General features: G+C 58.5%; 20 protein-coding genes. All 20 read left to right on the forward strand.

The window, feature by feature from the left end:
- Positions 1-13: 13 nt before the first annotated feature.
- The 20 genes from K3J57_RS00080 to K3J57_RS00175 all read left to right on the forward strand — a co-directional run bounded on the left by K3J57_RS00080 (position 14) and on the right by K3J57_RS00175 (position 22,861).
- Positions 14-589: a TRAP transporter small permease gene (locus K3J57_RS00080; protein WP_259792952.1), complete on the forward strand. Its 576-nt coding sequence runs from the start codon at positions 14-16 to the stop codon at positions 587-589.
- Positions 586-1,881 (forward strand): TRAP transporter large permease, encoded by a 1,296-nt coding sequence (locus K3J57_RS00085; protein ID WP_259796589.1) that lies wholly within the window; start codon positions 586-588, stop codon positions 1,879-1,881. The genes K3J57_RS00080 and K3J57_RS00085 overlap by 4 nt, the downstream gene beginning before the upstream one ends.
- Positions 1,881-3,767, forward strand: a complete 1,887-nt coding sequence (locus K3J57_RS00090) for a bifunctional sugar phosphate isomerase/epimerase/4-hydroxyphenylpyruvate dioxygenase family protein (protein WP_259792957.1) — start codon at positions 1,881-1,883, stop codon at positions 3,765-3,767. The genes K3J57_RS00085 and K3J57_RS00090 overlap by 1 nt, the downstream gene beginning before the upstream one ends.
- Entirely contained in the window at positions 3,764-4,624 is an 861-nt protein-coding gene (locus K3J57_RS00095) for a shikimate dehydrogenase (RefSeq protein ID WP_259792960.1), read from the forward strand. The genes K3J57_RS00090 and K3J57_RS00095 overlap by 4 nt, the downstream gene beginning before the upstream one ends.
- Complete coding sequence (locus K3J57_RS00100; protein WP_259792963.1) at positions 4,621-5,445, forward strand: citryl-CoA lyase; 825 nt, start codon at positions 4,621-4,623, stop codon at positions 5,443-5,445. The genes K3J57_RS00095 and K3J57_RS00100 overlap by 4 nt, the downstream gene beginning before the upstream one ends.
- The gene (locus K3J57_RS00105) at positions 5,435-6,631 is read left to right on the forward strand and encodes a Gfo/Idh/MocA family protein (RefSeq protein WP_259796593.1); all 1,197 of its coding nucleotides are present in this window, start codon (positions 5,435-5,437) and stop codon (positions 6,629-6,631) included. The genes K3J57_RS00100 and K3J57_RS00105 overlap by 11 nt, the downstream gene beginning before the upstream one ends.
- On the forward strand, positions 6,621-7,286 hold the full coding sequence (locus K3J57_RS00110; protein WP_259792968.1) for a hypothetical protein: 666 nt from the start codon (positions 6,621-6,623) through the stop codon (positions 7,284-7,286). The genes K3J57_RS00105 and K3J57_RS00110 overlap by 11 nt, the downstream gene beginning before the upstream one ends.
- Before the next feature lies 1 nt (position 7,287).
- A complete protein-coding gene (locus K3J57_RS00115) occupies positions 7,288-8,478 on the forward strand; it encodes a Gfo/Idh/MocA family protein (protein ID WP_259792970.1) in 1,191 nt (396 codons plus the stop codon).
- Positions 8,479-8,594: 116 nt separating this feature from the next.
- Entirely contained in the window at positions 8,595-9,509 is a 915-nt protein-coding gene (locus K3J57_RS00120; RefSeq protein ID WP_259796595.1) for a sugar phosphate isomerase/epimerase family protein, read from the forward strand.
- Positions 9,490-10,899: an aldehyde dehydrogenase family protein gene (locus tag K3J57_RS00125; protein WP_259796598.1), complete on the forward strand. Its 1,410-nt coding sequence runs from the start codon at positions 9,490-9,492 to the stop codon at positions 10,897-10,899. The genes K3J57_RS00120 and K3J57_RS00125 overlap by 20 nt, the downstream gene beginning before the upstream one ends.
- Positions 10,899-12,692, forward strand: a complete 1,794-nt coding sequence (locus K3J57_RS00130; protein ID WP_259792978.1) for a thiamine pyrophosphate-binding protein — start codon at positions 10,899-10,901, stop codon at positions 12,690-12,692. Before K3J57_RS00125 ends, K3J57_RS00130 begins: the two co-directional genes overlap by 1 nt.
- Before the next feature lie 49 nt (positions 12,693-12,741).
- Positions 12,742-13,152 (forward strand): universal stress protein, encoded by a 411-nt coding sequence (locus tag K3J57_RS00135; RefSeq protein WP_259796601.1) that lies wholly within the window; start codon positions 12,742-12,744, stop codon positions 13,150-13,152.
- A gap of 2,200 nt (positions 13,153-15,352) precedes the next feature.
- Positions 15,353-15,727 carry a c-type cytochrome gene (locus K3J57_RS00140; protein ID WP_259794978.1) on the forward strand — a complete coding sequence of 125 codons (375 nt, stop codon included), beginning with the start codon at positions 15,353-15,355 and terminating at the stop codon, positions 15,725-15,727.
- 3 nt (positions 15,728-15,730) lie between these two features.
- Positions 15,731-16,078, forward strand: coding sequence for a hypothetical protein (locus tag K3J57_RS00145; RefSeq protein WP_259792982.1), 348 nt, complete (start codon positions 15,731-15,733; stop codon positions 16,076-16,078).
- Between the two features lie 54 nt (positions 16,079-16,132).
- Positions 16,133-16,747 carry a c-type cytochrome gene (locus K3J57_RS00150; protein ID WP_259792985.1) on the forward strand — a complete coding sequence of 205 codons (615 nt, stop codon included), beginning with the start codon at positions 16,133-16,135 and terminating at the stop codon, positions 16,745-16,747.
- 9 nt (positions 16,748-16,756) lie between these two features.
- A complete protein-coding gene (locus K3J57_RS00155; RefSeq protein WP_259796603.1) occupies positions 16,757-17,656 on the forward strand; it encodes a cytochrome c in 900 nt (299 codons plus the stop codon).
- A gap of 4 nt (positions 17,657-17,660) precedes the next feature.
- On the forward strand, positions 17,661-19,070 hold the full coding sequence (locus K3J57_RS00160) for a multicopper oxidase family protein (RefSeq protein ID WP_259796606.1): 1,410 nt from the start codon (positions 17,661-17,663) through the stop codon (positions 19,068-19,070).
- Entirely contained in the window at positions 19,067-19,558 is a 492-nt protein-coding gene (locus K3J57_RS00165; RefSeq protein WP_259796610.1) for a c-type cytochrome, read from the forward strand. Before K3J57_RS00160 ends, K3J57_RS00165 begins: the two co-directional genes overlap by 4 nt.
- A gap of 104 nt (positions 19,559-19,662) precedes the next feature.
- Positions 19,663-20,145 carry a DUF411 domain-containing protein gene (locus K3J57_RS00170; RefSeq protein ID WP_259796613.1) on the forward strand — a complete coding sequence of 161 codons (483 nt, stop codon included), beginning with the start codon at positions 19,663-19,665 and terminating at the stop codon, positions 20,143-20,145.
- A gap of 193 nt (positions 20,146-20,338) precedes the next feature.
- Positions 20,339-22,861, forward strand: a complete 2,523-nt coding sequence (locus K3J57_RS00175; protein ID WP_259793029.1) for a heavy metal translocating P-type ATPase — start codon at positions 20,339-20,341, stop codon at positions 22,859-22,861.
- The last annotated feature ends 1 nt before the right edge of the window (position 22,862 follow it).

Genomic DNA, 22,862 nt, shown 5'->3' on the forward strand with positions numbered 1-22,862 from the left:
GGGGAGAACGACTATGGAGAAGATACTCAAGTGGTTCTCCCGACTTGCAGAAGCGATTGCCGGCGGCTTGCTGGCGGCAATCTTCCTGACCTTCCTGTTACAGATTGCCCTACGTTACCTGTTCACGCCCGCAGGATGGACGCTGGAGCTGATCGGCATTCTCTGGGTCTGGGTGATCTTCTTCAGCTGCGCCTTTGTGGTGCGCGAGCAAGATCAGGTAAAATTCGACATCATTTACCTATCCGTCAACAAACCTGTTCGCCGGATCTTCGCGCTCATCTCGGCTGTCGCTTTGGTTGTTGGCATGCTCTACACGCTGTTGCCGACCTGGGATTACATCGACTGGATGAAAATCCGAAAGACCTCGACCGTGCGCAACCCGTTCACGGGTAACAAGATCCCGCTGCGCGATGTCTTCTCGATCTACGGAGTTTTCATCGTCGCCATCGCCATACGCTACGCCTGGCTGTTCATAGATGTGCTGCGAAATGGTCCCCCAAAAACCGAGCTTGAGCTGGCCGTCGATGCCATTCACGAAGCGGAGGTTGCCGACGCAGCCGAGGTTACCGAAGAGGACACAGACAAATGAGCTTTGAGCTGATTTCCCTACTTGTCACTCTCTTCTTCCTGGCAGGGATTGGCACACCGATCGGCTATTCGATCTTGTTGGCATCTGTTGTCTATTTGGGTGTTGCCGGACTCGACGTCGCTTTGGCGGGTGAGAAAATCCTTCAAGGGTTCTATCGCAGCACCATTCTGTTGGCCGTTCCGCTGTTTATCGTGGCTGCCAATATCATGAATGCCGGATCCATCACCGATCGGCTTTTGAACTTCTGCGTTGCTGCCGTGGGCCGTTTCAAAGGTGGCCTTGGGCACGTCAACGTCGTGGCGTCTCTTATCTTTTCGGGCATGTCCGGGTCTGCGGTCGCGGATGCGGCTGGCATAGGCAAAATCATCATTGAGATGATGACCAAGGGCGACCGTTATCCGCGTGGCTATGCCGCGGCGATCACCGCGGCCACGGCCACAATCGGTCCGATCATTCCGCCGTCTATTCCCATGGTGCTCTACGCGCTGGTGTCCAAAGCGTCGATTGGTTCGCTGTTCCTGGCAGGCATCTTGCCGGGTTTGATCATGGGGGCCGTGTTGATGGGCATAAACGGCTATCTGGCCCGCAAGCGCAACTTTGCTTTGGAAGAGCCGGTGCCGCTGCGTGAACTGCCCAAGAAGACCGCGAATGCCTTCCCGGCACTGCTGATGCCCGCGATCCTGCTTTACGGAATTTACGGCGGCGTGACCACGCCAACCGAGGCCGCCGCCGTCGCCGCGTTCTATGCGCTGATGCTGGCCCTGATGTTCTACCGCGCCATTTCGCTGGGCAAACTGTATCGGGTGTTTGTTGACAGTGCCCGCTCCTCGGCGTCGGTTGGGATTGTGATTGGTGGTGCCTTCATCCTGAACTTCATCGTGATCCAAGAACAGATCCCGCAGGCGATCTCGGCCATGTTGGAAGGGTCGGACATCAGCCCGATCATGTTTCTGATCATGGTGAATGTCCTGATCCTGGCGCTGGGCTGTGTTCTGGATGCGACCACAATTATCCTGGTAATTGTCCCGCTGTTCATCCCAACCTGCGAGGCTCTGGGCATCGACCTTGTTCACTTTGGTGTGCTGGTGGTGGTGAACTCGATGATTGGTTTGATTACGCCGCCCTATGGGATCCTGCTCTTTGTCATCAATGCCGTGACTGACATCCCGCTGCGCGAAATCATCGCCGAGATCTGGGCCTTTCTGTTTGTGCTGGTTCTGGCGCTAATCGCAATGATGCTGATGCCTGATATGATCCTGTGGCTGCCGAGGCTCTTTGGATACCAAGGCTGATGACACTTTCCATTTCAACAACATCCATCCCCGGTGATCTCGAAGCCAAGCTTGAGGCCATCGCAGATGCAGGGTTCACCTCTGTCGAATTGCATGAGCCGGATTTCACTGGGTTTCATGGATCTGCGGCTGAGCTCGCAAAACGGGTTCAGGGTTTGGGGCTATCCATCAACCTCTTGAAGCCCTTTCACGATCTGGAAGGTTGGAAAGGAGATGCTCGCAGGCAGGCTTTTGAACGGCTTGCCTGCAAACTTGAACTGGTGCGCGCCTTGGGCACGGATATGCTTCTTGTCGCGGCCTCTGCGGCGGAGTGTTCCGACATGGGGCAGATTTCTGATGACCTGTCCCATGCGGCCGAAATGGCCACCCAACAGGGTGTTCGGCTGGCTTATATCGCGCTGCCCTGGGCCGGGCATGTTCAGTCTGATGATCAGGCGCTGTCTTTGGTGCAGGCCGTGGACAATCCGCATTTCGGGTTGGCCCTGAACAGCTATTTCTCATTGGCCGATGGCACCAAACCCGCCCAGATGCGCCATATCCCCGGCGAGCACCTGTTTCATGTGCAGCTTTCTGATGCCCCCCGTGCGTTGGGGGATATTCGCGGATTGAAACGCCATTTCGGTCTATTGCCTGGGCAAGGCGCACTAAATCTTGCGGGCTTTGTTAAAGTGCTGGCGCGGGCAGGCTATGAGGGCCCGTGGTCCATTGCGCGTGTGAACGAACACAGCCCCCGACCGGGTGGGCGCACCCTTGCACTGGATGGCTACCGTTCGCTTGTGAATTTGCTGGACGAGGTGTCAAATCACGATCCGGACCTGACATTTGACATCCCTGATCTTCCGCCGCGCGTTGACACATCAGGGTTTGAGTTTATCGAGTTCGCGGCGGATGACAAAAGCGGCAAGGAACTGACCGATCTGCTCGCCGCGCTCTGTTTCCGCATGGAGCGTCGCCATGTGTCCAAATCGGTGGAGCTGTGGCGACAGGGCGGCATCAACATCGTGGTGAATACCGAAAAAGAGGGGTTTGCCCATTCCGCCTTTCTCGGTCACGGACCATCGGTCTGTGACATGGGGTTGCGGGTAAAAGATGCGGATCAAACCGTGAAACGCGCCACCGCCCTTGGCACGCCGCAGTTTTCACAACCCGTTGGCACCGGAGAACTGGACATTCCCGCTGTGCGGGGCGTGGGCGGCAATGTGGTGCATTTCATTGACGAAAAATCCGATCTGCACCGGGTCTGGGACATCGAATTTGAACCGGTTGCCAAGACCAAGGCCACGCCGCCTGCCGGGTTGCGCCGGATCGACCATCTGGCCCAGACCATGCGCTATGAAGAGATGCAGAGCTGGTTGCTTTACTACATCTCGACCTTCGAAATGGCGAAGTCGCCGATTGTGGATGTCGCTGACCCGTCGGGTGTCGTGCACAGTCAGGCGATTGAAAGCCCGGAAGGGGAAGTGCGCCTTAACCTCAATGGAGCAGAAGGGCGACGCACCTTTGCTGCCTCGTTTCTTGCCGACCGTTTTGGGGCTGGGGTGCAGCATATTGCGTTCCTGACTGATGACATTTTTGAGACTTCAGATCGGTTGCGCGAAAACGGATTTGCGCGGCTGGAGATCTCGCCCAACTACTATGATGATCTGCAGGCTCAGTTTGGTCTGGAGGATGAGTTTGTTGCGCGTCTTCGTGCAGCCAATATGCTTTATGACCGGGTCGACGGGGCGGAATACTTCCAGATCTACAGCCAGCCAATTTTCAATGGGTTCTTCTTTGAAGTTGTCGAACGCCGCCGTGGCTATGCCGGATATGGCGCGCGAAACGCGTCAGCGCGACTGGCCGCACAAATGAAGCACCAACGCCCAGCAGGGATACCAAGAACATGAAAGCCGCATTGATCGGACAGGGTATATCGGGGTCGCTGACCCCTGATATGCATATGGCAGAAGCCGGCGCGCAGGGATTTGACTATGACTACCTGCGCATTGACACCGAAACTGCCCCTTATACCGGGCAGAGCCTGCGCGCGCTTTTGGATCGGGCCGCGGATCAGGGTATGGCCGGAGTGAATGTCACCCACCCCTATAAGTCCCAGGCCGCCGAGGTCATGGATGATATGTCTGATACAGCACGGCTACTGGGGGCGGTGAACACAGTTCTGTTTCAGGATGGTCGCCGGATTGGGCACAACACCGATTATGTGGGATATCGCTCGGCCCTGCGTCGCGGCCTGCCGCATGCGCAGATTACGCGCAGTCTGCTGATCGGCGCTGGCGGCGCTGGCAGTGCAGTTGCGCTCGCGCTGATAGATCAAGGCGCTGAGGTGCTGTTCATTCTCGAACAAGATCGCCCTAAGGCTGAAGAGTTGAAGGGTCGCCTGGCCGTGGCCCGTCCACGTGTTATCGTGAATGTTGTGGACGTATTTGCTGACGTGCAATCGGAGCGATTGGACGGCATCGTCAACGCCACACCAATGGGCATGGCTGCCCATCCCGGTATGGCGCTGGACCCCACCGGTCTGCAACCCGGAAGCTGGGTATCTGACATAGTCTATTTTCCTCGGCGCACCGCCTTGCTTGCGCGCGCAGAGAAGCTGCGGCTCAGAACCATGGATGGATCTGGCATGGCGATTTTCCAGGCTGCTGCTGCTTTCCATCTTTTGACTGGCAGAACGGCGTCCCCAAATCGAATGTGTGAACATTTTGAAAAGGTTGCGCCTAAATCCAAAGAGGTGCTCGCATGACTGACACCCGCACAGATGCCAACAAGGTCCGCCATTGGTGGCGCACCTCAATCATCGACATGGAGCCCGGCAAAATCGCTTTTCGCGGAAATCCTATACAGGATCTGATCGGCAACGTCTCTTTCCCGCAGATGATCTGGTTGATGGTCGCGGGTGAATTGCCCACGTCTGATCAGGCCGCCTTGTTCGAGGCCGCTTTGGTCGCGGGGGTAGACCATGGCCCGCAAGCCCCGTCGATTGCCGCTGCGCGCATGGCAGCAACCTGTGGCGTGGGACTGAACAATGTGATGGCCACTGCCGTGAACATGTTGGGTGACGTGCATGGCGGCGCCGGGGAACAATGCGCCGAGCTTTACTATGGCATCGCTGCCCTGATGGACGAAGGCACTGAGCTTGATCAAGCTGTGCGTGACGGGCTGGATGCCTGGCGCGCTGAGCATGGCAAGATCGTCTCGGGCTTTGGTCATCGCTTCCACAAACCGGTTGATCCCCGTGCGCCTCGCCTGATGGAGCTGGTGCGTGAGGCCGCCGCCAAGGGCACAGTGTCCGGCCAGTTTGCCGAGATTGGTGAGGCCGTGCAAGCTGAGCTGGGCCGCCAGCGGGGCGGACGCCCTATTGCCATGAATATCGACGGGGCCACTGCGGTGATCTTCTGCGAACTTGGATTTCCTGCGCCGCTGTCTCGCGGGCTTTTCTGCCTGTCCCGTTCTGTCGGTGTTCTGGCCCATGGCTGGGAACAGATGGGGCAGGGCGGGCGCAACAAGGGGCCTATGCCCCCAGAATACCTCCCACTATATGAAGCGAAAGAAGATGACCGGTGAGATACCGAAAACCTTCCGGGTCGGCCTTATTGGATGTGGCCGTATAAGTGACATCTACCTGACTACACTTGCGAAATTTCCCCAAGTCGAGGTGGTGACCTGCGCAAGCCTTAATTTGGAGGAAAGCCAGGCGAAGGCTGCGCAGCATGGCGTTTCGCGCGCCGCGACGGTGGAGGAGGTGATCACCGATCCCCAGATCGACTGTATCCTCAACCTGACCATCCCGGCAGCCCATGCGGACATCACGCGGCGGGCGCTTTTGGCGGGCAAGCATGTCTATTCGGAAAAACCCTTCGTGACGGACATGGACGAAGGGCGCGAGCTCCTGACCTTGGCCGAGGCACGTGGACTGAAGCTGGGGAATGCCCCCGACACGTTTTTGGGCGGGCGTTGGCAGACGGTCCGGCGGTTGATCGACGAAGGCGCAATTGGTCGTCCGACCGGGGTATTTGCCCATGTGGGCACCCATGGCACCGAACGCCATCACCCAAACCCGGACTTCTATTACCAGGCAGGCGGTGGTCCGCTCTTGGATCTTGGGCCTTACTACCTGACCGCCATGGTATTCTGCCTTGGTCCAATCGCAAGGGTTGCGGGTATGGCGAACCGCGCCTTTGACTGCCGCCAGATTGAAAACGGTCCGCGAAATGGCGAATGGATGGAGGTTGAGGTCGAAACTCATTCTCTTAGCCTGATCGAGTTTGAAAGCGGTGCGATCGGGTCTATGACCATGAGTTTCGATGTCTGGGACAGTGAAACCCCTCGGTTCGAGATTTACGGCGAAGACGGTGTGATTTCGATCCCCGATCCGGATCCGGTGCATGGGGCAAATGATTTCCACGGTCCAGTCTGGCTGCGCACGCGTGAGACCTCGCGCTGGACGCACCAACCCCGTCCCACGGGTCGCGAGGATTGGCAGGTGGTCGAGAACTATCACGGCTTCAATGAAAATAGCCGGGGGTTGGGTCTGCTCGATCTCGCCCTTGCGGTGCGGGACGACCGGCCTGTGAGAGCCAGTGGCGAACTATCGTTTCATGTGTTCGAAGTTATGGATGCCATCGCCCGTGCTCCACAGGAAGGGTGTTACCAGCGCATCAACAGCACGTGTTCTGTGCCTGAACCGCTTCCCGAAGCCTTTCCCGCCAGTGAAACCACCAAGACACAAGAGGCCGCCAATGCCCATTGAATCTGTCACCATTGCCGAGCCGTTTTTCGGCATGCGCTACGTCGTGGATGAAGCCCGGTTTGATGTCACCGAGCGCGCAATTGTGTTGAACGTCTCAGACCGACCTATTCGCGTCGAGGACCAGAGCTTAGCCCCGCTGCAATCGGCGATCTTCGCCCATGTCACGTTGCACGAAGTGGACCGCGCTATTGTGGTTGATCGCTTTGACGCCCATGCAGATGACGCTGTGCTGTGTGCTGAAGTGCGAAAGGCATGGCCGACCGCTTTCGAGTTGCGGGGTGAAGAGCGGCTGCGCGGAGTTGAACACTATATGTCGCCCAAGGTCTTCGTCGGCAATATCGGCCTCACCATGTATCACTCGGCCTCGGTGCCGTTGAACGTCGGTCTGCACAAGGACCACCCGTTCTGCCCGGTTCCGGGATTTCGCGAAGTGCACACGCAGATCGTCGGGTTCGGCAAGATGCAGCAATGCCGCGAATGCGATCCGGTCACACTTTATCTGGAAGAACCGATGGCGCCGGGTATGACCCATCGCCCGATGTATGACGGCCGGGGCAATTACCCTTGGCACCAATATGAAACTACCACGCCCAGCATCTTTATGGCGCTGGAAATTCTGCCTGAAGGGGCAGAGATCCCGAAACTGGGAGGATAAAATGACCGAGAAACTTCTGCCCGAAAATCTGGATTTCAACGGAGCTTTCCCCAGGCTTTCCCGCCGTTTACGCCTTGGCGTTGTCGGCGGAGGGCGCATTTCGGCGACGCAGGCCACGGCGGCGCGGATGACTGACCGATGGGATGTGGTGGCTGGCGCCCTGTCCTCGGACCCAGCGCGTGCGAAGACACGAGGGGCCGAGTGGTTCATGGATCCAGATCGCTGCTACACATCGTTCGAAGACATGGCGCAGACTGAAGCCTCACGCCCGGATGGCGTTGACGCGGTGATGATCACCACGCCAAACAACTTGCATTTCCCTGCCGCTAAAGCGTTTCTTGAGGCGGGGATTGATGTGATCTGCGATAAGCCTCTGACCAATGAGGTTTGTGAGGCCACCGCGCTGATCGACCTGGCCTCACAAACCGGGCAGGTGTTCGGTGTCGGCTATGCGATGTCTTGCTTCCCGATGATACGTCAGGCGCGTGAGATCGTGGCCGAGGGGCGCATTGGCAAGATCAACCAGATCCATGTGGAGTTTTTACAGGACTGGATGACCCCCGAAGACGTGGTCGACGCGCCGCATGTGAAATGGCGGCTTGACCCGAAAGTGTCCGGCCCGACAAGCTGTGTCGGTGACATCGGCACCCATGCGGCTCATCTGGCGAGCTTTGTCTCGGGGCTGGAGATGACCGACCTGCGCGCGGAGTTTCATGTCTGCGGTGCGCCAAAGCCGCTTGAAGACACGGTGTTCATGTTTACGCGCTTCCAAAACGATGTGCCCGGCACGTTGATGGCGACCCGTCTTGCACCAGGCAATCGGGGCGGTTTGCGGTTGCGGGTCTATGGTTCTGAAGGCGGCGTTGAATGGGATTTGGAAAACTCCGAGCAGTTGAAGTTCTATCGCTATGGCGAGGCGGATCAGGTGATCAGCCGGGGTCATGGTCACGGGGTTAGCGCGGCCACCGAACGTCTGGTTCGCACCGCGCGCGGCTTTCCTGAAGGGGTCATCGAAGCCTGGGCCAATCTCTACACGGAGTTCGCCATGGCTGTGGCCGCCCGGCGTGATGGAGTGGCCCCGCCGGATGGCTGGGTGACATTCCCGAAAGTGGCGGAAGGTGCTGCCGGGGTTCAGTTCATCGCAGCGTCTGTGCGTTCAAATGAACAAGGGGGGGCGTGGGTCACGATCTGACTCCCGATCATCAGCAATGGGTCTGAAATCAGCAATTGATATTTTATAAAATATCAGATATTTTAGATTGCGTAGGATAATCCTGCGACTCACTGATTTCACCCGGAGCCTTCCCAATGCCCGACTGTGCCCATCAGGCCAATGACACTCCGCTGTATTCATTGGCACATCTGACCCTGATCGGAGCCTCGCCGCCCGAGCTGGTCTATATCGCCGCGCGTGCGGGTTATGACGCGGTCAGCCCTCGCTTTATCCCTATGAAGGTGCCGGGTGAGTTCAAAGAGCCCCCGGTGGACAAGGCGCAGGTGCAGGCGACCAAGACGGCGCTGGCCTCAACCGGCTTGAAGGTTCTGGATGTGGAGTTGGCCCGCATTACCGAAGATGTGGATCCGCGCAGTTTTGAACGCGCCTTGGAGCTGGGTGGCGAGTTGGGGGCTAAGCGGATGATCATGTCGGCCTGGACGCCGACCCGTGATGATCGAAACTTTCTGGTCGATGTTTATGGCGAGACCTGTGATCTGGCCGCGCCCTATGGCATCACCGTTGATCTGGAATTCCCGTCCTTCTCGCGTTTGCGCACCTTGGACGAGGCTCTGGATGTCGTGCGGGCTGCGGACCGACCGAATGGTGGCATTCTGGTCGATACGCTTTATCTGCATCTCAGTCGTGTTGATCTGGGCGAGCTTTTGCACGTCCCATCCGAACTCTTTCACTTCCTGCACATATCGGATTGCCTGCCTGGCATTGCCGATACGCGCGAAGGGATGATCCAGTTGGCCCGAGATGCGCGACTTTATCCGGGCGAGGGCTGGATTGATTTTGCGGGCATCATCGAGCGGATGCCACCGGTGGATTATTCCATTGAACTGCCCAACCAGAGCCGCGTCGCGGAACTGGGTTACGAAGAACACGCGCGGCGTTGTCTGCAACACGCGAAACGAACTTTCGGCGAGGCGCGATCTCAGCGCCGGATGCCGGACACAACTACTCTCCAACAGAATGAGGATCATCATGGGCAAAGAGCTCACTGACGCGGATCGCCAGTTGGCGGCCGACATGCTGGCGCGTGCGCGCACCGCCATGGCTGAAATCGAGGACTGGTCGCAGGATCAACTGGACCGCCTGAGCCAAGCCATCGCCTGGTATGCGGGCAACGAGAAAACCTTCACCCGTCTGGCGGAGCAGGGCGTGGATGAAAGCGGCATCGGTGATCGTGCCGGTCGCCCCGCCAAACGCTTTAAGATCCAGATGGTGCTGCGCGATGTGCTGCGCACCCCGTCGACGGGCATTGTTGAGGTGGACGAAGAAAAAGGGTTGGTGAAATATGCCAAACCTGCGGGCGTGATTGCCTCGCTTATCCCGATGACCAACCCGGCGATGACGCCACCTGTGACCGGTGTGTCCTCTGCCAATGCGCGCAATGCTGTGATTTTCTCACCGCACCCGCGAACGGCGCAGACCACGTGGGAAATGACCGAAGTGATGCGCGCGGCCTGCCGTGCGGCTGGCGCCCCAGAAGATCTGTTTCAAGCGGTCCGCAAGCCGTCCATTCCGCTCACGCAGCATCTGATGGAGATTTGTGACCTGACGCTGGCCACCGGCGGCAAGCCGATGGTGAAAGCGGCCTACAGCTCGGGCCGTCCGGCCTATGGTGTTGGCGCGGGCAACAGCTCGATCGTGATTGACGAAACAGCTGATCTGGATATCGCTGCGATGAACACCAGAATTTCCAAAACCTCGGATTTCGGGTCGGGCTGTTCGGCGGATGGCAACATTATCATCCAGAAGTCGATCTATGACGACATGGTCAAGGCGCTGGAAGCCGAGGGTGGCTATCTCTGCTCATCCGAGGAAAAAGCGATGCTTGAGGCCGCGATGTGGGACGAGAAAGGCAACCGCACTTTCCCGACCATCGCCTGCCGTCCGCAGCAGACAGCCGAGGTTGCTGGATTCTCGATCCCCGAGGATCGCAAGTTCCTGATGGTGGAAAACCAAGGGCAGATCGGGCCGGAGCACAAGTTCTCGAAAGAGAAGCTGACCACGCTGATGGCGCTCTATCATTTCGACACGTTCGATGATGCGCTCGATACCGTCAGCAAAATCTACGCCACCGGTGGCAAGGGGCATTCCTGTGGCATCTACTCGCATAATGACGAAAACATCGACCGTTTGGCCCGACTGGCTCCGGTTAGTCGCATGATGGTGCGTCAGCCGCAATCCAAGGCCAATGCTGGCGCCTGGACCAACGGCATGCCGATGACCAGCTCGCTGGGTTGCGGTATTTGGGGTGGCAATATCACCAATGAAAACGTCACCATGAAACACATGATGAACTACACATGGGTCAGCAGACCCATCGCTGAAGACCGCCCCTCGGAAGAGGAGCTGTTCGGTGAGTTCTACGGACAGGAGGTCGCGTGATGGACGGATCGAAAGTAGACGGCAAAACGGTTGCCGAGCATATCGTCGACTTTTTGCAGCGGCGCGAGGTCGAGCACGTGTTTGGCCTGTGTGGTCACACCAACATCGCGGTTCTGGCAGCGTTGGCTGAAAGCCCAATTGACTTCATCACCGTGCGTCATGAACAGATCGCCAGCCACGCGGCCGATGCCTACGCCCGTGTGACGGGCAAGGCCTCGGTGGTGCTCAGTCACCTCTCTCCCGGTTTGACGAACTGCGCCACCGGGGTCGCAAATGCGGCGCTCGATTGTATTCCGATGGTGGTGATCGCGGGCGACATCCCAACCCACTACTATGGCAAACACCCGCACCAAGAGGTGAACCTGCACGCCGATGCGGCCCAGTGGGAAATCTATCGGCCCTTCGTGAAACGCGCCTGGCGCGTGGACCGGGCAGACCTGATGGCCGAGATCCTGGAAAAGGCGTTCCACTTGGCTGAAAGCGGTCAGCCCGGTCCGGTTCTGGTCAACGTGCCGATGGACATCTTCTCGGAAGTGATCCCGTCGGACACGTTTGACCGGATCCTCGACAACACCCGCGCGCTGAAGAAGCCGTCGATCGACGACGAAACCGCGCGTGAGATTGTCGAGAAACTGGCCCAAGCAAACAACCCCGTGGCCTATGTCGGCGGCGGCATTCTGTTGGCACAGGCCAGCGAAGAACTGCGTGAATTTGTCGAACATATGGGTCTGCCGGTTGCGCACTCCCTGATGGGCAAAGGCGCGCTGCGTGACGATCACCCGTTGGTCATGGGCATGACTGGGTTCTGGGGCACCGAGCTTGTGAATCAATCTTGTTTGAACGCAGATTATGTCTTTGCCGTAGGCACTCGCTTCAAAGAGGCCGATTGCTCCAGTTGGTATCCGGGCTACACGTTCAATATCGGCGGGAAGGATGACACAACCAAGGTCATCCATATTGACATCGAACCGCAGGAAATTGGCCGCAACTATCCGACGGAAATCGGTGTGGTCGCAGACGCCAAAGCCGCGTTGCGCGTGCTGACGCGTGTGGCGAAGGAAATGTATCCGGACGGCTTCCCCCGCAACGAGAAGAAGGCGGAGATTGCCGACTTCCGCGGCCGTTTCAAAGCCTCCAACACCGAGATGCAGACCTCGTCCGCGTTTCCGATGATGCCGGAACGTATTCTGGCAGACACGCGCAAGGCGCTTCCCGATGATGCGATCATCACCACAGATGTGGGTTGGAACAAGAACGGCGTCGGGCAGCAGTTTGATATCCTGACCCCCGGCTCGATCTTGACGCCAGGCGGCTTTGCCACGATGGGCTTTGGTCCTCCCGGTGCGCTGGGTGCCAAGCTGGCCGCCCCTGATCGTGTGGTGATCAGCCTTGTGGGCGATGGCGGCTTTGGGCAGAACCCGTCGATGCTGGCGACCGCGGTTGAGCTGGATCTGGGCATCATTTGGCTGGTGATGAACAACAACGCCTTCGGCACCATCGCGGGTCTTCAGAAAGCTCATTACGGGCTGACCTATGGCACGACCTTCCCCGGCACCGCCGCCGCGCCCACCAATGGGCCGGGCTATGCCGAGATTGCACAGGCCTATGGTGCGGTTGGGGTGCGGATTACGTCTGCTGACGAACTGCTTCCTGCGCTTGAGGCGGCGATTGCCAGCGGCAAACCCACGGTGCTGGACGTTCCGATGATCAACAACCCAACGCCTACGACGGGGCATTGGAACATCCTCGATATCTATTCACCCGACAAAGACGTAAGCCACGTCGCAACCTGAATAATTCGCCGGGGCCACATGGTCGCGGCGGTCCATAAAGGGCCTGCCCATGTTCAATACTATCCTTGTTCCCATTGCGCTGGATCACAGCGAAACCGTGTCGCGCAAAATGGAGGTCGCACAAAAGCTTTGCGCCCCGAGCGGCAAGATCATCGCCGTGGCCGTGCTGGAAGACATCCCCGCTTATGTGGCGGAATACACGATGGTGAAACCGGATCGCACCCGGATGGTGCAAGGGGTCAGGCAGGCGTTTGACGCAGCACTTAAGGGCTATGATGGGATCGAGAAGGTGACCCTGACCGGCAAACCTGGTGTTGTCCTGTCAGAGTATGCCAAAACACGCGGCGCTGATCTCATAATCACCGCCGCCAGTCGCCCGGGCAGCGAAGGCTATGCGCTCGGTTCAACCGCCTCCCGTCTGGCAAGGCGCGCGCCTTGCTCCGTTTTTGTCGTCCGGTAGCCCATGACAACAGACTGATTGGTTCGGGGGCCTGATGTAGCAGTATTGGTTCAGAGCTGAATGAACGACTGTATTCCGCTCGTTAGGTAAGGATCAGTCTTTGTTCATTGCCTTAAGCAGGCAGCTTGGTCGCACGACTGAAATTCGTCCAAGGCTCAGGGCAGTTGTGGTATTCTGATCTTATGAAACAGAAGACCTTCAGATTTGCAGAGCGCGCCAAGCAGAAGGCGCTCAGCCGTGACAGGTCCAGTCAATCCAGGGCGGTTTAACCGAGTTTACAGGGCGCTGTCGCAGCGCTCGACTGCCTATAGAGCGGGCGACGATGCTGCAGGATTGTGTTATGCTTGGCGGGCAGGAGTGGGGAAATGAACTTCGAAACAGCGCTTTTGATTGTGTGTGTGAGTTACGTGGTCGCTGGATACGCCTGCGCTGCGATTCTTTGGTGGGTATCGCGTCCTAAGCCAGAGCCCGACATAAGCGAAATCGTCAAAAAGGCGCCCTATCATCTGCTGCGAGAGGCCCGAAAATGACAGGGATCGAAATCGCATTCAGTGCCTGCGTGGCGCTCATCACAACCGCTACTCTCCTGTATTTACGTCACTTGGTCAGGGCTTCTGGGAGCGATCCCATCCACGATCCAGACCTCGTCAATGAATTCATAGAAACCGCGCCATACCACCTCTTTGAGGAAGCCAGCTCTGCATGTCGACGGCCCTGACAGTTCATGCTTGATTGGCAAAGCGAACGGCAAAGCACCCCAAAGTCGCCGATTACCCAATCACGCCATCGAACTATTCGGAAGTGCTGACTCGCAAGAAGGAGAGTATGGTCGCCAGTTGCGATGCTTTTGCACAGACCTTGCTGCCAGTCAGTTGTCCCCGGTATCCGCAGTTCCCGATAATCAAAGGGTGGAGCTTTGGCCAGACGACATAAGCTGATATCATTTGGAGATGAATAAGAAGTCTTTCAAATTCTCCGAGCGCTCAAAAGAGAAGGCTCACAGTAGAGCTGAAGATCTGCGACGCCTCGGAAGAGGAGAGGTCTCAAGTAATAACCTGCGACTTGAGAATGCCTTTGTGAAGGGGGCTGGCTTTTCTGGCCGGAAAATCGGCTTTTCGAGGAAGTATTGCCCCGAGAACGGAGATCGCTGGCATTCACCTGATGGCCGAGTTTGTAGAGCTGACGGCAGCATCGTGAGGCTCGATAAGATCGACGCTAAGCAACGGAAGGAATAGGGTTCGATGACAAAATCGAAGAGTGATATCTTACGGATAATTCGTCCACGATTTGAAACTGACGAAGCGGCACTGAACTGGTTCGAAAACGAAGAACTCCCAGGCTTCGACGGCCTCACAGCAGCGCAGCTGGTAGAGCAACGCAGAGCGGATGATGTAATCACCTACTTCGACGCGGTGGATGCAGGGATACACGCTTAGATTCTAATATGGACTCGTTAGACCCCTGCATTTAAGCCATCAGAATTTTCGAGCCAAAGGCAGTCAAATCCACGAGAAAGCTTGGCTCATCTGATTGGTTCGATTATGCGGCGCGCCGACCTTGCTGTCAGCTGATTGGCTCAAATTTTTGCAATGACAGCTTTGCTGACACCGGATTACACTCATCAATGCATCCCAGATGGCGAAATTCACGCCAAAATCTGCAAATCAGACTGTGAATTCCGCACTTCCCAAAAGTCTCTGATTTTGCTATCAGAACCTTAGGATATGAGTTCGTTTCGCCGAGTCGAGTAATGCCTTTTTTGAAGGTCACCCGAGCGAACGATTTCGAGAGTTTCGCGAATTCTTTTGGGAATTCAGCGCGAACTTCTTTGGGTGTCCTTTGCGGAAATTTCGCTTGAATTCCGGAAGCTGGCGCGAACGCGTTCGCGACGTCCTACACCCTGTGTAGGACGCCCCATAATCGTTCGCGACACCTTAGGTGTTCGCGAGCGTTTCATGAGATGAGTCTTGACTTGTGTCTGGGCCGCTTTTGGGGGCACGCTGGTTCTGAAGGCTATCAAAGCGCGTGTTCACTGAAATGTGACTGCCTTTTCTCTTGTGCTTCCCCCATGGGAACCCTGCATCCGTAAACTCGGGTGCACCTCTGGGCACCCCAGGCTAAACAAGGGGCGGATACGCACATGAAGACAAAGCTATGGGTTGCCATCATCATGGTTGCGCTTGCTTTTGGGTTTGTCCTGATGAAGGGCCGAACTCAGGAGGATCCGGTTGCAGCAGCGGAAATCGAAGATGGTGCGCCTATGGTTGGTGTGAAGTTACCGGCGCAGCTAAGTGGTGAAGCCGTGATGGGAAAGCGCGCATTTGATGCAATCTGCGCCGATTGTCATGGGACCAACGCCGCGGGTCAGCAGGGGGTTGCTCCGCCTCTGGTGCATAAGACCTATGGGCCTGGTCACCATGCGGATATGGCGTTTGTCCTGGCGGCGCAACGGGGTGTGAAGGCCCATCACTGGCCGTTTGGCGACATGCCGCCGGTCAAAGGCTTGACCCGTGCGGATGTTGTGAACATCATCGCCTATGTAAGAGAGTTGCAGCAAGAGAACGGGATCAACTGAACAGTGTCGTGGGACAGTCGCAAATGGGTCGGGTATCTGCTCGTGGCGGTCGGCGTTTTTGCCGTCAGCCTGCTTCTGTCCGGTGGGGCGGCTGAGGCCCATGGCAAACACCAATCCTCCATGAACTCTGCCCAGGCCCAATTCCAGCCTATGCAACTTGGTGCCGAGCCTGCCAACCATCAGGATCATTGCCTTGGAGGGGCGTTTTGCTCTGGCCCGGCGATGATTGTGCATTTTCTATCCTATCCGGTCCCAATGGCGCGCAGTGAACGCTATGCACGGTCGTCTGAAATTGCCTGTCTGCCGATTGCGTCGAGTTTTGACCCTCCACCTCCCCGCCTCCTGAGCTGATCCGTATTCACGCACGCCAACAGGCGTGAGGGCATAATCAGACAGGATACTCCAATGAAAACCGAAAATCTGATCAAGGGCGCGCTGGTTGCGTCCGTTCTGGCCATGGCTGGCCAGACCGTCTTTGCACATGGGGGCGCGACCGGCGTCGTCAAGGAACGCATGGACGGTATGAGCGTCATGAAAGACGCGATGAAAGTGCTGACCCCGATGATGCGTGGGGAGGCAGAGTATGATGCCACTGTCGTGCGTGCGCGAGCCGAGGATATCAGCCGCCACGCCGGTGAAGCATTGACCAGGCTTTTTCCGGAAGGAAGCACGGACAAGGCGTCAGAAGCAAAGCCAGAGATCTGGCAGGACTGGGAGAGCTTTTCTGGCCTGGCCGATCAGCTGCGCCGGGCGGCGGACGGGTTGGCGGCCGCCTCTGAAAACGGGGTGATGATGGCAGGTGACATGCCCGCGGCCGGTAGCATGATGAGCGGTCAAAACGGCACGATGATGGGCGGTGATATGATGGGAGGCCAGGGTGGCGCCATGATGGGTGGCATGATGGGGGCTGGCTCTGACGGTGCCATGATGGACCTGTCGCAGATGCCCGCAGACGGGGTTTTCGCCATGATGGGGCAAGTTTGCGCCGCCTGCCACACCCGTTTCAGGGTCGAGAAATAGGCAGGGCCGATGCGCATGTATATTTGTCTCGGGCTGGCTGGGGCGGTCACCGCCTCGGCCACTCTTCTTGGGGTGATGGCCTGGCCAATTGGCCAGCCGCTCACCCCCATTGCCCTTGAAGGAAGTGTTGAACGCGGCGCTTATCTGGCCCGCGCCTCCGGCTGCATTGCCTGTCACACTGATGTTGCGGGTGGTGGCGCCCCGCTGGCCGGGGGGCTGGCGTTGCAGACCCCTTTTGGCACGCTTTATTCCCCCAATCTGACCACCGATTTCGAACACGGGATCGGCAGGTGGAGTCAGGAACAGTTTGCCCGCGCCGTGCGGGAAGGTGTCTCTCCTAACGGTCAGGCCTATTATCCGGCGTTTCCATATCCGTTCTATGCGAATTTTTCGGATCAGGAGATCGCGGACCTCTGGGCGGCGTTTCAGACGGTGCCCGCGGTGAAAACGCCGTCCCGCCCGCCCGAGATGAGCTTTCCCTTCAACCAACGCTGGGGGTTGAAGCTTTGGCGGGCCGCCTATCTTGACCCTCCCCGAACGGACCCCGTGCCCGGCAAAGGGGATGTCTGGAACCGGGGCCGTGAACTGGTTGAGGGGGCCACGCATTGTGCGGCGTGCCATACGGGGCGGAACATCGTGGGGGCCCGCAACTCCGATACCGAGCACTTTCGGGGCAGTGATGCCTTGCCGGGTGGCGAAAAAGCCCCGCCGATTGACCATGTTACCCTGAGCAGGGAAGGATGGGATGTGGCCAGTGTCGCCTATGCCCTGCGCACGGGCATTATGCCCGATGGTGATGCCTTTGGCGGGTCGATGGGAGAGGTGGTGCTTTATGGCACCCGTTTCCTGACCGAGGCAGACCGAACTGCAATTGCAACATATCTGATGGATGAACATGAGGGTGGATGAGAATATGACCCCAAACCCAAAGAACCCGATGTCAAAGGGGCCTGTGATCAACAGGCGCAGCTTCCTGGCCGGATCTGCCGCACTTGCGATGGTGCCCGCACACGCACGGGCAGAGGTGGCCCCCCGGCTGGTTGCACGTCCCGGCATGGCGCGTTTGCTGCCGGATGATTATCCTGAAACGCCGGTCTGGGGATATGAGGGGGGCGTTCCCGGCCCTGAGTTGCGCCTCAAACAGGGGGCGCGTTTGGTGCGGCAACTGGTGAATGAGCTTCCACAGGCGACGTCAGTGCATTGGCATGGGGTGCGGGTGCCGAACGCAATGGACGGAGTTCCCGGCATGACACAGCAGGCTGTCGCACCGGGGGACACGTTCACCTATGATTTCACACCGCCCGACGCGGGCACGTTCTGGTATCACTCGCATAACCAATCCACCGAACAGATTGCGCGGGGCCTTTACGGGGTGCTGATCGTCGATGAAGCCGACCCTTTGGACGTGGACCATGATATCTCGGTGGTTCTGGATGACTGGAGGTTGAGTGAAACCGGTGCCATCACGGATGATTTTGACCGGATGCACGATTGGACACATGCGGGCCGGATCGGAAACTTCCCCACCGCGGCACTGTCGCCCCAGCTGTCGCAGCTACGCCAGCATGACAGGCTGAGGCTCAGGCTGATCAACACGGCAGTGGACCGGATCATGGTGGTTGGATTGCACGGAATGACCGGGGCGATTGTGGCTCTGGATGGGATGCCGCTGAAAACCCCTGAACAGACCGACCATGTGATCCTCGGGCCCGCACAACGGGCTGATTTCATCACCGACGTGACGGCCGAGGTGGGGGAGCAGGTCATTCTTGCGCTGCATGAAGGAGAGGATGCCACCGTGCTGTCCCACTTCGATGTGGTTGCTGGTGGAGCATCCGTGGCGCGAGGGGCCATTGCCCCCCTTCCCACGAACCCGCTTGCTCCCCTTACATCAGCTGAGGGGGCCAAGCAGGCCCGCCTGATCATGGAAGGTGGCGCGATGGGGCGGCTCCGGCAAGGGATCTGGAAAGGGGATGTCCTGCCCATCCGTGACCTTGTGGCCGAAGGGCAGGTCTGGACCTTCAACGGCGTGGCCGGATTGCCGGAGGTGCCTTTGATCGAAGTGTCGGCAGGAGAGATTGTCGAGATCCCGATGCAGAACGAGACGGCCTTTCCCCATGCCATGCATTTGCATGGGCACCATTTTCAGGAACGGTTGGCGGATGGCACATTTGGTCCGCTACGTGACACCCTTTTGCTGGGGCGCGGAGAAACGCGCAGCATTGTTTTTCGGGCCGATAATCCGGGGGACTGGCTTTTGCATTGCCATATGTTGTCGCATCAAAAGGCAGGCATGAAGACCTGGATCCGGGTGGTGTCATGAAAAAGCTTGTCTTTCTGGCACTAGCCGCAGCCGCGCTGGGTGGTCTCGGGGCTTTTACATTTCTGACGGATACCCCGGCTGGGCAGGCAGGCCCGCCCCGGCAGCCCGCCGGTTCGGATATTGCAGCGGGTAAGGTGCTTTATGCGGATGTCTGTGCCTCCTGCCATGGGGCCGAATTGCAAGGCCAGCCCAACTGGCGTGGTCAGAACGAGGATGGCACTGTGCCAGCGCCCCCTCATGATGAGACGGGGCATACATGGCATCACGGGGATGCGCTGTTATTTGACTATACCAAACAGGGCGGACAGGCTGCTTTGTCGGCGCGGGGGGTCTCAGGATTTGCCAGCGGGATGCCGGGGTTTGGTGAAAACCTCAGCGATCAGCAGATCTGGGACATCCTGGCCTTTATCAAATCCACCTGGCCAGAACGCATTCGCGACATGCAGGCCACCCGCACCGAGGCAGAACAGGCACAAGCTGGGTTGTGACAACCTGACCTGACCAATTTCAACAGCTGCGCAGGTCGGTGCCAGAGAGGTCGATCAGGTTGATCGAAATCACACGATCTGCGAAAGCAAACAGAGGAAAAGACATGACCAAACCCAATCTCGACCGCCGCCTGTTTGTGGCCGGGCTCGCCGCATCCGGCGCCAGTCTGGCCGCGCCAGCTCAGGCAACCTCCCATCCGTTGATCAAGGTGCTGAAAGACCCTGAATGTGGATGTTGTGGCAACTGGATTGCCATCATGAAGCGCGAGGGGTTCGACGTGGAGGTGCAGGACACATCCTGGGCGGCATTGTCGCGCTACAAGGAAACAAGTGGCATCCCGGATGAGATGGCCTCGTGCCACACCGGTCTGGTCGAAGGATATGTCATCGAGGGGCATGTTCCGGCTGCAGATATTCGCCGTCTTCTGTCAGAGCGTCCTGATGCTGTTGGCCTGTCTGCGCCCGGAATGCCCTATGGGTCGCCGGGGATGGGGCCTGAGAGTGAGCGGGATGCCTACTCGATCCACCTGATCCGAAAAGATGGCAGCACAGAGCTGTTCACCCATTACCCGGCAGGCGGATCCTGAGGACAGGGGGGAGATGTGATCGCCTGAACGGGTGTGTCACGGCTCTGCCCCGGCCCGTGTGTTTTGTGGGGCGACCTCCCCTCAAGCCCGACCCGGGGCAGTTGTCGCGCAGGAAAAATATTGCGCAGCACTTGACCCTCCCCTTACTGGAACCCCCATCTAGGTATCAAAACATCGAGTCGCGGAGGACACCATGTCTGATCAATCCCATTTCCGGCTGTTTGTAGAGGGCATGTCCTGCGCGAGCTGTGTCGGGCGCGTGGAAAAAGCCCTGAAGGCGGTTCCCGGCGTCGAGGGTGCCACAGTGAATCTGGCAAGCGAAAGTGTTGAGCTTGCGTTCTCCGAACCCGCCACTTTGCCTGCGCTGACGGAGGCGCTGGAGCAGGCAGGCTATCCGGCGCGACAGGCAGAGGTCACGCTGGAGGTTGAGGCGATGACCTGTGCCAGCTGCGTTGGTCGTGTGGAACGCGTCCTGTCTGCAACGCCCGGCGTGCTGAGCGCGCAGGTCAACCTGTCAACCGAAACGGCTCAGCTGCGCTATCTTGAAGGGGTTGTCGCCCCCGCCGATCTGGCGCGGGTGGCGACCAAACTGGGCTATCCGGCCAGGGTCAAAACCGGCAGCGCGCCGGAAAACGAGGATCGGAAACACGCGGAAATTGCCCATCTGGGACGCATCACGCTGTTGGCTGCAGTGCTGGCCTTGCCGGTCTTTGTGCTGGAAATGGGCGGTCACCTGTTTCCTGCGATACATATGTGGGTCCAAAACAACATTGGCGCGCAGACCAGCCTGCTTGTGCAATTCGTGCTGACCACCATCGTGCTGTTTGGCCCCGGTCTGCGGTTCTACACCAAGGGGTTTCCGCTGTTGTTCAAGGGGGCGCCTGACATGAACTCTCTGGTCGCGCTGGGAACGTCGGCGGCCTATGGGTTTTCACTTGTGTCCACCTTTGCGCCGGGTCTGTTGCCGGATGGCACCGCCAATGTCTATTTCGAGGCCGCCGCGGTCATCGTGGTGCTGATCCTTCTGGGCAGGTGGCTGGAGGCGCGCGCCAAGGGCCGCACGGGGGAGGCTATTCGCAAACTGGTTGGTCTTCAGCCGAAGTCGGCGCGGGTTGAGCGGGGCGATGATGTGACCGAGGTGCCGATTGACACCATTGTGGTCGGGGATGTGATACATGTGCGCCCCGGTGAAAAGATCGCGGTGGACGGAGAGGTCCTGTCGGGCCGCTCCTATGTCGATGAGAGCATGATCACCGGCGAGCCGGTCCCGGTCGAAAAATCCACAGGTGACGAGCTTGTCGGGGCGACAGTGAATGGCACCGGCGCCTTGCGGTTTCGCGCCACCAAGGTTGGGGCCGACACCATGCTGGCGCAGATCATCCAGATGGTCGAACAGGCGCAGGGGGCCAAGCTGCCGATCCAGGGGCTTGTGGACAGGATTACCGCCTGGTTTGTTCCCGCCGTCATGGCGTTGGCTGCGCTGACAATTGTGACCTGGCTTGTGTTTGGCCCCGATCCCGCGCTGAGTTTTGCGCTTGTATCCGGGGTGGCGGTGCTGATCATCGCCTGCCCGTGCGCAATGGGTCTCGCTACCCCGACCTCAATCATGGTTGGCACCGGACGGGCAGCCGAACTGGGCGTCCTGTTTCGAAAGGGGGATGCGCTTCAGTTGTTGGGGGAAACGCAGGTTGTTGCGCTGGACAAAACCGGGACATTGACCGCAGGCCGGCCCGAGCTGACGGATCTGGCTGTGGCAGAGGGGTTTGAGCGCGACCACGTGTTGTGTCTGGTTGCCGCCGTCGAAGCGGGGTCGGAACATCCGATTGCCGAGGCCATTTTGCGGGCTGCCGAAGATCAGTCACTGACCCTTCCCGAGGTTCAGGAGTTCGCCTCCATCACGGGGTATGGTGTTTCGGCAATGGTTGAAGGGCAGAAAATCCTGATTGGGGCCGACCGGCTGATGGCCCGGGAAGAGATTGCACTGGGGGATCTTGGAAGGATCGGTGATGAGCTGGGCCGGAAGGGCCGCACACCGCTTTATGCCGCGATCGGGGGTAAGATTGCAGCGGCCATTGCCGTGGCGGACCCGATCAAGCCAACCACATCCCTCGCCATTTCTGCGCTGCATGATCTGGGTCTCAAGGTGGCGATGATCACCGGGGATAATCAGGGCACGGCCGATGCCATTGCACGCGAGTTGGACATTGATCACGTTGTTGCGGAAGTGTTGCCCGAGGGCAAGGTGGATGCGTTGAACAACCTTCGGACAGAGGGCAAGCTGGCTTTTGTCGGGGATGGGATCAACGATGCGCCCGCGCTTGCGGTTGCGGATGTGGGGATTGCGATTGGCACCGGGACCGACGTGGCCATCGAGGCTGCGGATGTGGTGTTGATGTCCGGGGATCTTGTCGGGGTGGTCAATGCGTTTGACATTTCGGCGCGAACCATGCGCAATATCCGTCAGAACCTGTTCTGGGCCTTTGGGTATAACACGCTTTTGATCCCAGTGGCCGCAGGTGTGCTTTATCCTGCGTTTGAGGTGCTTTTGTCGCCGGTTCTGGCAGCAGGCGCCATGGCCTTGTCCAGCGTGTTCGTCTTGTCCAATGCCTTGCGGTTGCGTTGGGTGCGCCCGGTTATCAGCGCCCCGACAGCGCGTCAGGCGCCCACCGGGACCCCTCTGAAACCAGCTGTGATCAGCGGAACGGGAGAAGTATGAT

This window comes from Aliiroseovarius crassostreae (assembly GCF_025137635.1).
In the GTDB taxonomy this organism is placed as follows: Bacteria; Pseudomonadota; Alphaproteobacteria; order Rhodobacterales; family Rhodobacteraceae; genus Aliiroseovarius; species Aliiroseovarius crassostreae.